Source organism: Streptomyces sp. 5-10 (assembly GCF_014712245.1).
GTDB classification, from domain to species: Bacteria; Actinomycetota; Actinomycetes; order Streptomycetales; family Streptomycetaceae; genus Streptomyces; species Streptomyces violaceusniger.
In genome coordinates this window covers 83650-94945 of sequence record NZ_JACVYG010000044.1, presented here as the reverse complement: position 1 = coordinate 94945, position 11296 = coordinate 83650, and the positions used below count along the sequence as shown (strand labels likewise).

The following is an 11296-nucleotide window of genomic DNA, read 5'->3' as shown; positions in this document are numbered from 1 at the left end:
CGCGGCGGCAGGCGGCGGACCGGCGGCGGAGGGCAGCGCAGCGCCAAGCGGCGGGCCGGCGGCTGGCGGCGGGGCTTCAGGCGGCGCGGCGGCGGACCGCGAGCCGACGGGCGGCGGAAGCGAGGCGAAGGATGACGCCGAGGCGGCCGTGGCCCGGGCCGATCTCGTCATCGACGGCATCGTCGGCATCGGCGGCAAGGGCGGGCTGCGGCCCGACGCGGAGCGGCTGGTCAGGGCGGTGCGCGGGACCGTGGTCGCCGTGGACCTGCCGAGCGGGGTCGACGCCGACACGGGCGAGGTCCGGGGCTCCGCCGTACGCGCGGACGCCACGATCACCTTCGGCACGTACAAGCCGGGGCTGCTCATCGACCCCGCCCGCACCCACACGGGCGCCCTGCGCCTGGTCGACATCGGCCTGGACGCCCACCTCCCGGCCGACCCCGACGTGGAGGCGCTGCAGCACGAGGACGTGGCGGCGCTGCTGCCCCGGCCCTCGGCGGAGAGCGACAAGTACCGGCGCGGCGTGGTGGGCGTCGTCGCGGGCTCGGCCCGCTACCCGGGCGCGGCCGTACTGGCCGTCTCGGGCGCGCTGCGGGGCGGTGCGGGGGCGGTGCGCTACGTCGGCCCCGGGGCCGACACGGTCATCGCGCGCTTCCCCGAGACCCTCGTCCACTCCGGGCCCCCGGCCAAGGCGGGCCGGGTCCAGGCGTGGGTCGTCGGCCCCGGCCTCGGCGACGGCGCGGCGGCCCGGCACTCCCTGGAGGACGTCCTCGCCTCCGATGTCCCGGTGCTGGTCGACGCCGATGGGCTCCACCTGCTGCCCACCGGCGGTGACCTGCGTAAACGCGAGGCGGCCACGATCCTCACCCCGCATGCGGGCGAGGCGGCGGCGCTGCTCGGCGTGAGCCGCGAGGAGGTCGAGGCGGGCCGGCTGGCCGCCGTAAGGGCGCTGTCCGAGCGCTACGGCGCGACCGTACTGCTGAAGGGGTCGACCACCCTGATCGCCGCCGAACACCAGCCGGTACGCGTCAACCCCACCGGCGTCGGCTGGCTGGCCACGGCGGGCAGCGGCGATGTGCTGTCCGGCCTGATCGGCTCCCTCCTCGCCGCGGGCCTCCCCGCCCGCGACGCGGCCTCGGTCGGCGCCTACCTCCACGGCCTGGCCGCCCGCCGCACCACGGCCCCGCACGGCGCGCCCATCGCCGCGTACGACGTGTCAACGGCGCTGACGGACACCTGGCGGGACGTACTGGCCTGAGCGTTCCACGGGTTCCGCTGGGTGCGGGTGCGGGCTATTGGTGAGGGTGCGTGGGTGGTGCGCCCGCCGTTCGTGGTGGGTGCCGGGGGCGGGGCCTCCGGGGCGGCGCCCTGGACCGCACATTTACGGCGCCGATGAACGATGACCGTTGGGTGGGCCGGAGATTGGCGCCACAAATATGCGTGAGCGTCCAGGACACCACCCCTCCGACCCCACCCCCTCCCGCCGCCCCGCGGCTACCCGCCGGTGGCCCAGCCCTGGCCAGGTTCCCGGTCGCCCGGTGACGCGAGCGCCGGGCCGATCAGCATGCATGCCTACGTCATCGCCCGGCCAGGCACCTCGGCCACGCCCCGGTGGGCGGCCCACGCCCCTGCGGCTGCGGCCATGGCTTCGAGCCAGGAGGCCTCGGGATGCCGGTCGGCGCGCGATCGGTGCATGCGGCGGGTGGCGGCGGCGAACGCGTCGATCACGGTGGGGTCCGCGTCCGCCCATGCCCTGCACTCGGCCGCCCATCCCTCAGCCGCCTCGGGGGTGTGCCCGGCGGCGATGAGCTGCACGACGAGACATGCGGGGTCGATGAACCTGGCGCCTCGGGTCGGCCAGGACCAGTCCACGATCCACCGGCCGCGTTCCCCGATGATCAGGTTGCTGGGGTTGATGTCGGTGTGGAGTAGCGCGTCACCCCGGAACAGTTCAGCTTCGGTCTCGTCAACCGCGAACCGGTCCCAACGGCTCTCCGGCCAGTCTCGGGCGATATCAGGGAGGGGCAGGCCCCCGAGTTGGTCAACGAGGTCGACCACTCCAGGCAGATCGGGCGAGGCTGGTGTGAAGTCCGACCGACGGGCATCCACGACCTCGAACCCCAGGACGAGCCATTCGTCGTCTTCCACGTGCCAGAGCAGGGCGGGGGAAACGGACTGTACGGCCGGGTTGATCAGTCTTTCCCGGATGAGCGAGGCCCGGCGTCCCCCAGGGCGGTTACGCATGGCCTTGACGAAGAAAGGGCCTTTCTCGCACTCGATGACCGCTGTCAGATCAGAACCGAAACCCCGTGCGGTGGGCTGCACCTGGGACAGGATTCCCGTGTGCGGCTGGATCAGTGCCCAGAGATCGGGTCCTGGCAGTTCACGGTTCATCGCCTTCAGTTCCTTGGGCCGCATTCGCTTCCCGGGTACCCCGGAGAGCATTCGGCATTGGGGTCGCAGGAGGGGTCGCAGGAGTCTTTGTCTTCGTCGTCCCCGCCGCCCTTGCCGAAGACGCTCCGGATGGATGCGCGGGCCTCGGCCATGGCGGGACTGCCGAGGATAGCGGCCAGTGGGGTGCTTCGAACGTTCCCGACGCCCAGCAGGGCAGCGGAGAACACACAGGGCGACACGCGCCCGTCCGGGCCGACGGCAGCCCGGCCGATGCCGCACCGGCCGCACAGTCCGGAGACGTCCGGGGTGCGCCCCTGCGCTCCCCGCCCGAAGGGACGGACGTGATCTACGTTGATGCGCTTCACCCCGAGCGCCTCAAGCTCCCGCCGCGCTTGGGCGACGCGCTGCCTCTCGGCGGTCGCGACAATCCCGATGCGCAGCGGGATGCCAAGCTTTACCGCTTTCTTGATGTTCGCGAGGGTGCGGGCGTGGCTGGGTCGGCCGGTGACTTTGTTGTGTTCCTCCGGGGTGTCGGAGTAGTACGACGCCGCCAAGGACATGCCGTCGCGCCGGAGAAGGGCCCACCAGGCTTCGGTGACGTGCACCAGATTGCTGTAGATCTCCACGCCGAGGCCGAGAGAAAGTGCGCGGTCGGCCAGGAGCAGGCTGTCCGGGTACAGCGTCGGCTCGCCCCCGATGAGCTGGACACGGCGCACGCCACATTCCGCGGCCTGGTCGAGGACGTGTAACCAGTCATCGCGCTCCATGATGCCGTGTGTTCCCTCCGGACCCGAGGAGTTGAAGCACGGGCTGCAGCGGAGCTGGCACTTCCGGGTCAGGTCCAGCCACAGGAAACCGGTGTCCATGGCGGGGGCGGCAGCAACGATGGTTTTCACAGTCGTGTCCTTTCTTCTTCAGTCGGTGTCATTTCGGCCGAAGCTCGGCCCAGACGGTCTTTCCCCAGGTGCGGTATTGGGTGCCCCAGCGGTCCGACATCGCTTCGACCAGCACCAGACCGCGGCCGGACTCGTCGTCGCAGCACGGCGCCCGGGCGGTGGGCGGCTGGGGGCATTTGTCCGTGACGGCGAGACGTACGCGATCCCGATCGGGCAGCCGAACGCTGACGCGGAGGAGGCGGCACCCGCTGTGGCGGGCGGCGTTGCCGACCAGCTCGGAGATGATCAGCGTCCCGTCGTCGATGAGGTGACCGAGGTCCCAGGCGTGGAGTGCTGCGCGGACGAGTCGGCGAGCGCGGCTCGCTGACGTCGGCTCGCACGGCATCGTTTCGCTGTAGCCCGGGGCGCCGATGGCGTTGGGTCTCGTCGTGGTCATGGACGGGGTCTTTCTTCCGGGGCGGGGTACCGCCAGCCCGGCGGCTCTGTCGTCTGGCCGGTGGCCGGCGTCTCGCCATCACGACCGCATCTTGTAGTGGCTCACGCCGGTTCTTGATGCTGACAACGTCAAGGAAACCGCTCCGAGCAGGTGCGCTCCACGGCGTCCATGCAGCAGAGGTGACGCAGAAGCGTGCAGGGTGTGCACACGTCGAGTGGCGGTCCGCGGAGCGGGGAAGGGGAGCCCCATGGGGTTAGCTGAGCGGCGCAAAGCACTGGGGTACAGCCAGGAGGGGCTCGCTCACGTCGTCGGTGTGGACCGCACAACGATCAGCCGCTGGGAGAGCGGGAAAACTGAGATCCAGCCCCAGTTGCGTCCACAGTACGCAGCAGCGCTGCAACTCGACCTTGCCGAACTGGACGCCTGGGTCACCAAGCCCCAAGCCACGTTCCAGGAGCCCGTAGTGTCGTGTTCAGTCGACCACTACGGCTCGGGGGATACCGACGACATGATTCGACGCGAGTTCCTGCGCGTACTTGCCGTTGCCGGGGCACTGGCCGGTCTGCCGGCCGAGGAGTCGGAGGCGCTCGCGGAAGGAGTGCACCGCCGAGCGTCCGGCGACTTCATCCGGATGAACAACCACCTGTGGCAGGTGTATCAACTCGCCCGTGCCAAAGGGGCTGTGCATCCCATCGTCTCCGCACAGCTCGCTGCCCTCGCCAAAGCCCTGGACGGACGCTCCGGCAAGGATGGGCAAGCTCTGTGCGGCGCTGCGGCGGACCTCTTCCAGCTTGCCGGTGAGCTGGCTTTCGACGGCAACCGGTATACCGACGCGGCGGCTTCGTACACGCTCGCCGCGTCGGCCGGTAAGGAAGCAGGGTCGTTCGATCTATGGGCTTGTGCTCTCATTCGGCATGCGTACGTCGACGTGTACGAGCGTCGCTACCGGGAGGCCGCGGACATCTTGTCGGTCGCTGAGCGCATCGCTCGCCGAGGGGACAGTTGCCTGTCGACACGACACTGGGTCGCTGCGGTACGGGCTGAGGCGTTCGCGGGACTGGGAGATCTGACCGCGTGCGAAAGTGCACTCGAGCAGGCTGAGAAGGTCGCGGACATGAACGGATCGGCACAGAACGGCGGGTGGCTCCGCTTCGATGGCTCCCGGCTCGCGGAGGAGCGCGGCGCTCGGTACGTCCAGTTGGGTCGGCTCGACCTCGCTGAGCAGGTGCTTCAGAGCGCCCTTCAGCAAGGTGACCTGGCAGAGGGCCAGTCCTTTCGGCGCCGAGGTGCCGTGCTCGCGAATCTGGCCGCCATCGGCGTCAAGCGCAAGGACCCGGAGCAGGTTGTCGTCTACGCCCGCAAGGCGATTCATCTGGCGCGGGAATCATCCTCCGGTTACGTCGCTCGTAGACTCCAGGCCCTGCGTACGGACTTCGGGTCCCTCGCTCGCGATGTGCGGGTTGCCGAGTTGGATGCCGAGATCAAGGCACTGAGTGTGAACTGACGAAAGGGGCAGGGATGTCACGGACCGAGGGTGCCCGGCTGTTCCGGGAGGCGTGGATCGCGGGGGTGCGGCGGCACTTTCCCGGGGAGCCCAAGCCGGGCTATGTGACCCCCTGGGAGGAGACCCCGGAGTGGGAGCGGGTGGCTGCCGGGGCGGTGTACGAGCAGGTGAGGCAGTTCCTGGAGGTGAGCGAGGGGCACGCCGGGCGACTTACGCGGGAGCAGAAGGGGCGCTTCGTGGCTACGTGCTGGACCGCGCAGATGTACCGGCACTTCGAGGACCCGAAGCCCGGGTACGTCGCCGACTGGCCGGATCTTCCCGGCTGGCAGCAGGAGACGGACGCGGACATCTTCGAGGCGATCGAGAAGGACGTCAGCTGACGCGTCTTCTCGCTTCGGCTTGCCCTTGTCGTACAGCCGGCCTGTGAAGAGCTTGCTCGGGTCCTGGCCGGACAGGGCTGTGAACTGCGTTGGGTCACGGCCGGGTGGCCGCCAATGATGCGGAGGGGCGGGTCACAGGCCCCGGGCCTCACCCTTTCGCGACCAGGACCGCCGACGCGACCCCCGCTCCTTGGCTCAGCGAGACGTGCAGGCCCCGCACGGCGCGCCCATCGCCGCGTACGACTGTCAACGGCACTGACGGACACGTGGCGGGACGTACTGGCTGAGGCTTCCGCGGGGTCCGCTGGGTGTGGGTGCGAGGTGGTTGCTGTAGTGCGCCCGCCGTTCGTGGTGGGTGCCGGGGGCGGGGCCTCCGGGGCGGCGCCCTGGACCGCACATTTACGGCGCCGACGGACGATGATCGTTGGGTGGGCCGGAGATTGGCGCCACAAATATGCGTGAGCGTCCAGGACACCACCCCTCCGACCCCACCCCCTCCCGCCGCCCCGCGGCTACCCGCCGGTGGCCCAGCCCCTGGCCAGGTTCCCGGTCGCCCGGTGACGCCCCTGAGCGGAGGGCGCTGGGGATCCGCTCCGTCTCGCGGCTATCCGCCCGATCCGCGTAGGTCGAGCACCATCACGTCATGCAGCACCGCTCCGTCCCACGGGTGGGCCTCCCCCACCTTGCGGTACCCCCACGACCGGTACGCGGCCTGCGCGGCAGCGACGTCCGGCCGTGCGTTGAGCAGGACGCGCTCCGCCGTGGTGCCGGTGAGCACCGCTTCATGCATCCGGCGTGCCACCCCCAGACGGCGCCACGGGGCCCGTACGGCGAGCTCCATCAGCCCGAACGTCCGATGTCCGTCCTCACGACGCAGTTCGTCGTCCACGGGCGTGGTGAGCCGGTCCCACCAGCCGGTGCTCGGGCTCAGCGGATAGCCATAGGCAATGCCGACCGGCTCACCGTCGCCCGTGCGGGCGAGGGCGGCGGAGAAGGTCTTCTTACGGACCTGAGAACGGAACCGCCGGAAGTTCGCGCCGACCGACTCCGGGGTCTCCTCGTACGGCTCCTCCCCGAAAACCTCGGCGTAGACAAACCTGAACTCCGACTCGGCTCGCGCGGCGGCCGCGCCGTCCATGCGCTCGATGACGATCGTCCCGGTCATGCATAGCCTCCTCGTGCGACCTCGCGGATACGGGCGGACATGTCACGGGTCACCGCGGTGTTCAGAGCGATGGCGGTCTTGCCGAAAGCGCGCATCCGGTGCGTCAGGCGATCGGAACCGATCTCGTCATAGACATCGAGCACACTGCCCATCTCGGCGCATGCCTCCTCGACATCGCCCGCGTCGAGAAGCGTGCAGGCGAGCTTCGACCGATACCAGGCCGTGTTGCGGGCATAGCCCCGGGCCAGACCATCGACGGCGGCCCGCAGAAACGGCACGGCGCGTCGCGGTTCACCGGCCACCACATACATATCCGCTGTGGCGTAGTCGATCTCGATCGGGCCGGCGAACCGAGCCCAGTGCGGTACATCGGTGTCCGTGTCGGCGCGGCTCTGGTACGAAAGGGCGCGGCTGAGTGCTCGCCTGGCAGCGGCGGTATCCCTGGCCTGCGTGGCCACGTTGGCTTCGCGCAGAGCGATCACGAGATGCACTGTCGGCCCGGCCCCGCTCCTGTTGGCCAAGCCATAAGCCGTCTCGACCGCTGATGCGGCCTCCCACAGCCGGTCCGCTTTGATAGCGATCAGGACCAGCGTCTCCAACGCCGAAAGCTGCAAAAGACCGTCGCCGATGAGTTGAGCGGCGGTCAAGGCTTCCATGGCGTCAGCGCGTGCCTGTTCAATCGGCCCGCTGTCGTAGCCGTACCACGCTTGATTGCTGTGCAGCTCGGAAAGCGCAGCCTGTAAGTCGCGGCCTACTCGGCTCGTGTAGATGCTGCTGCTCAGCACATGCGTGATCTCCCGCTCCAACTGCTCGGCACGCGCCTTCGCGGGAATGCCACCCGACTGGTGATCAACCGTATAGAGGTCGGCCAGCCGCGCACGGAACGCCGCCACCTCACCGGCACCGACACGCGGCCCTTGCTGGTGCGGGAGGACCGCCGCCGCCGCGATCGCACCCGACCCCGTGACGAACGCTCGACGCTTCACCTCTCCATCGTCGCCGATCCTCTCGACCGTCGAATAGCGATGCGACGGGACATCGAATCCCATCTCGGCAAGCGGAAGGCCGAACATCGCCTCCAACACAGCCTGTTGGCTCGGATGCGGTAACGGCGGAGGCGACTCGCTCTCCCACCGCCGGAGTTGGCGGACACTCACCGAGGCGTCGATGCCGAGCCTGGCCGCCTCGCGGGCAAAGGCGGCAACGAATGTCACCTGTGTGTATCCCGCCGCGCAACGCAGCGATGCCAGCTCCCCAGGCATTCTGCCTCCCCCACCACACGCGAATCGCCCATTCACCCTAGCGACTTCGTTCATCCGGCATAGGTGGAAACGTCCGCTCGCGCATGGCCCATGGCTCCCGCCGAAGCGGTGCACTTACTCAAGACCCCCGCGACGTTGTGGGACGTCCGGGGGCGTGGTCCACCAGCTGACAGGAGCCGATGAACATGAACCACTTTATGACTCATACCCCCAAATGGGTGAGAGCGATTCTCGCCCCTCCCCGGGAGGCCGCCGGATGAACACGGTGACCGGCCTTCGCTTATTGCCCTGGTCCGATCCGGAGGGCAGGCCGTGCTATCTGGCATCGGACAGCGACGACAGTCCCCTGAACCGACGAGCGGACCAGATCGAAGCACTCCAGCTGTCCATGGGGACGGAGCTCCTGGGCCACGCGCGAGCCCTGCTGGGCGACCGCAAAGCAGATGCGAGAGAGCTCCGTTTCCTCGCGAACCGGCTCTGTGAGGCACTGCACGATGTGCTGCGGGTGGCCGAGAGCAGAGGCAGACGACTCCATGTCCACGACGAGGACGACGGCGAACCGTGACCGGGGCCACCGGCGGATGGCCGCGAACGAGGCGGGAGGGGGTGGGGTCGGAGGGGTGGTGTCCTGGACGCTCACGCATATTTGTGGCGCCAATCTCCGGCCAACCCAACGATCATCGTTCATCGGCGCCGTAAATGTGCGGTCCAGGGCGCCGCCCCGGAGGCCCCGCCCCCGGCACCTACCACGAACAACGGGCGCACCACAGCAACCACCACGCACCCGCACCACACCCGTCACCGGAGCGACCGCGCGGGTCCGGGGCGGAGCCCCGGCGGGGGCGTGGGGGCGGAGCCCCCGCACCCGCACCCGCCCCGCACCCGCCCCGCACCCGCACCCGCACCCGCTCTCACCCCTCCGCGATCACCACCGCCGACGCGACCCCCGCGTCATGGCTCAGGGAGACGTGCAGGCCCCGCACCCCCAGCCGTTCCGCGCACACCGCGACCGTGCCGCGGATCGAGAGGCGGGGGCGGCCGCTCGGCTCGGTGAGGATTTCGGCGTCCGTCCAGCGCAGGCCGCCGGGGGCGCCCAGGGACTTGGCCAGGGCCTCCTTGGCCGCGAAGCGGGCGGCCAAGGAGGCCATGCCGCGGCGCTCCCCGCTCGGCAGCCACAGCTCGCGCTCGACGAACAGGCGGTCCGCCATGCCGGGGGTGCGCCGCAGCGCGTCGTCGAAGCGGTCGATCTCGGCCACGTCGATGCCTACGCCGATGATCACGTCGTCACTCGACGAATCCGACCGGGCCCACTCGTCACTCGACCGTCACCGACTTCGCCAGGTTCCTCGGCTGGTCGACCTCGTTGCCGCGCGCCGTCGCCAGCTCGCACGCGAAGACCTGGAGCGGCACGGTGGCGACCAAGGGCTGGAGCAGGGTGGGCGTGGCGGGGATCTCGATGAGGTGGTCGGCGTACGGGGCCACCGTCTCGTCGCCGCGCTCGGCGATCACGATGGTGCGGGCGCCCCGGGCCCGGATCTCCTGGATGTTGGAGACGATCTTGTCGTGCAGCACCGACCGCCCGCGCGGCGACGGCACGACCACGACCACCGGCACGTCCTGCTCGATCAGCGCGATCGGCCCGTGCTTGAGCTCGCCCGCCGCGAAGCCCTCGGCGTGCATGTACGCGAGCTCCTTGAGCTTGAGCGCGCCCTCCAGGGCGACCGGATAGCCCACGTGCCGCCCCAAAAACAGCACGGTGTTCTTGTCGGCCAGGGTGCGGGCCAGCTCCCGGACCGGCTCCATGGTCTCCAGGACCTCTTCCACCTGGGTGGCGATCTCCGACAGCTCGCGGATCACGGAGAGGATCTCGTCGCCCCACTTGGTGCCGCGCACCTGGCCCAGGTACAGCGCCACCAGGTAGCAGGCCACCAGCTGGGTGAGGAACGCCTTGGTGGAGGCGACGGCCACCTCGGGACCGGCGTGGGTGTAGAGCACCGCGTCCGACTCACGCGGGATCGTGGAGCCGTTCGTATTGCAGATGGCCAGCACCTTCGCGCCCTGCTCACGGGCGTGCCGCAGCGCCATCAGGGTGTCCATGGTCTCGCCGGACTGCGAGATGGCGATCACCAGCGTCCGCTGGTCCAGGATCGGGTCGCGGTAGCGGAACTCGCTGGCCAGCTCGGTCTCGCAGGGGATCCGGGTCCAGTGCTCGATGGCGTACTTGGCGATCATGCCGGCGTGGTACGCGGTGCCGCACGCCACGATCACGACCTTGCTGACCTCGCGCAGCACCGAGGCCGGGATGCGCACCTCGTCCAGGCAGAGGTTCCCGGCCAGGTCGATCCGGCCGAGCAGGGTGTCCGCGACGGCCTTCGGCTGCTCGGCGATCTCCTTGAGCATGAAGTAGTCGTAGCCGCCCTTCTCGGCGGCGGAGGCGTCCCAGTCCACGTGGTACGGCCGGACCTCGGCCGGCGCCCCCTCGAAGTCGGTGACGGTCACACCGTCCCGGCGGGCCTCCACCACCTGGTCCTGGCCCAGCTCGATGGCCTCGCGGGTGTGGGCGATGAAGGCGGCCACATCGGAGGCGAGGAACGCCTCCTCCTCGCCGACGCCGACGACCAGCGGCGAGTTGCGGCGCGCCCCGACCACCACATCGGGCGCGTCCGCGTGCACCGCGACCAGCGTGAAGGCCCCCTCCAGCCGACGGCACACCTGGCGCATCGCCTCGGCGAGGTCGCCGCAGGACGAGAACGACTCGGCGAGCAGATGGGCCACGACCTCGGTGTCAGTCTCGGAGGCCAGCTCGTGGCCGCGCTCGGCCAGCTCGGCGCGGAGCGCGGCGAAGTTCTCGATGATGCCGTTGTGGACGACGGAGACCCGGCCCGCGTTGTCCAGGTGCGGATGGGCGTTGGCGTCGGTCGGGCCGCCGTGGGTGGCCCACCGGGTGTGGCCGATGCCGGTGCCCCCGGTGGGCAGCGGGCGGTCGGCCAGCTCCTTCTCCAGGTTGCCCAGCTTGCCCGCCTTCTTGGCCGCCGCGAGCCCGCCATCGGCCAGCACGGCGACGCCCGCCGAGTCATAGCCGCGGTACTCCAGCCGCTTGAGCCCGGCGAGGACGACATCGAGGGCCGATTGCCCTCCCACGTAACCAACGATTCCGCACATGCACTGCAGCGTACGGCCCGCCGCCCCGCAGACCTGGCACACCCCCGCGCGTCGCCGTGCCGTGCATAATGCGCACGAGCGGCCGGGGGGCCGCCTT

General features: G+C 70.1%; 11 protein-coding genes. 4 read left to right on the top strand and 7 right to left on the bottom strand.

Annotated elements, in window-relative coordinates; all coding sequences use genetic code 11:
* A partial coding sequence (locus IEJ02_RS35910; RefSeq protein ID WP_223865020.1) for an NAD(P)H-hydrate dehydratase occupies positions 1 to 1258 on the top strand: 1258 nt, incomplete at its 5' end.
* Positions 1259 to 1572: 314 nt separating this feature from the next.
* Here IEJ02_RS35910 and IEJ02_RS35905 read toward each other — a convergent pair.
* The 3 genes from IEJ02_RS35905 to IEJ02_RS35895 are packed head-to-tail and all read right to left on the bottom strand — an operon-like array spanning position 1573 to position 3726.
* Positions 1573 to 2394, bottom strand: a complete 822-nt coding sequence (locus tag IEJ02_RS35905; RefSeq protein ID WP_223865019.1) for a protein kinase family protein — start codon at positions 2392 to 2394, stop codon at positions 1573 to 1575.
* 5 nt (positions 2395 to 2399) lie between these two features.
* Positions 2400 to 3290 carry a radical SAM/SPASM domain-containing protein gene (locus tag IEJ02_RS35900; protein WP_317986010.1) on the bottom strand — a complete coding sequence of 297 codons (891 nt, stop codon included), beginning with the start codon at positions 3288 to 3290 and terminating at the stop codon, positions 2400 to 2402.
* Positions 3291 to 3318: 28 nt separating this feature from the next.
* A complete protein-coding gene (locus IEJ02_RS35895; RefSeq protein ID WP_191068627.1) occupies positions 3319 to 3726 on the bottom strand; it encodes an ATP-binding protein in 408 nt (135 codons plus the stop codon).
* Between the two features lie 247 nt (positions 3727 to 3973).
* Here IEJ02_RS35895 and IEJ02_RS35890 point away from each other — a divergent pair, with 247 nt between their 5' ends.
* Together IEJ02_RS35890 and IEJ02_RS35885 are read left to right on the top strand one after the other, a co-directional pair.
* Positions 3974 to 5230 carry a helix-turn-helix transcriptional regulator gene (locus IEJ02_RS35890; RefSeq protein ID WP_191068626.1) on the top strand — a complete coding sequence of 419 codons (1257 nt, stop codon included), beginning with the start codon at positions 3974 to 3976 and terminating at the stop codon, positions 5228 to 5230.
* Between the two features lie 14 nt (positions 5231 to 5244).
* Positions 5245 to 5610 (top strand): hypothetical protein, encoded by a 366-nt coding sequence (locus IEJ02_RS35885; RefSeq protein ID WP_191068625.1) that lies wholly within the window; start codon positions 5245 to 5247, stop codon positions 5608 to 5610.
* Between the two features lie 604 nt (positions 5611 to 6214).
* Here IEJ02_RS35885 and IEJ02_RS35880 read toward each other — a convergent pair.
* Positions 6215 to 6775 carry a GNAT family N-acetyltransferase gene (locus IEJ02_RS35880; protein ID WP_223865018.1) on the bottom strand — a complete coding sequence of 187 codons (561 nt, stop codon included), beginning with the start codon at positions 6773 to 6775 and terminating at the stop codon, positions 6215 to 6217.
* Complete coding sequence (locus IEJ02_RS35875) at positions 6772 to 8037, bottom strand: NsdA family TPR-like regulatory protein (RefSeq protein ID WP_191068624.1); 1266 nt, start codon at positions 8035 to 8037, stop codon at positions 6772 to 6774. The genes IEJ02_RS35880 and IEJ02_RS35875 overlap by 4 nt, the downstream gene beginning before the upstream one ends.
* A 256-nt stretch (positions 8038 to 8293) precedes the next feature.
* On the opposite strand from IEJ02_RS35875, the gene IEJ02_RS35870 reads away from it, so the two are divergent.
* Positions 8294 to 8602, top strand: coding sequence for a hypothetical protein (locus IEJ02_RS35870; protein WP_191068623.1), 309 nt, complete (start codon positions 8294 to 8296; stop codon positions 8600 to 8602).
* A 346-nt stretch (positions 8603 to 8948) separates the two neighbouring features.
* Here the strand turns inward: IEJ02_RS35870 and IEJ02_RS35865 are convergent, their stop codons facing one another.
* Positions 8949 to 9317, bottom strand: coding sequence for a holo-ACP synthase (locus tag IEJ02_RS35865; protein WP_137979083.1), 369 nt, complete (start codon positions 9315 to 9317; stop codon positions 8949 to 8951).
* Between the two features lie 34 nt (positions 9318 to 9351).
* A complete protein-coding gene (gene glmS / locus IEJ02_RS35860) occupies positions 9352 to 11199 on the bottom strand; it encodes a glutamine--fructose-6-phosphate transaminase (isomerizing) (protein ID WP_037952936.1) in 1848 nt (615 codons plus the stop codon).
* Positions 11200 to 11296 lie beyond the last annotated feature (97 nt).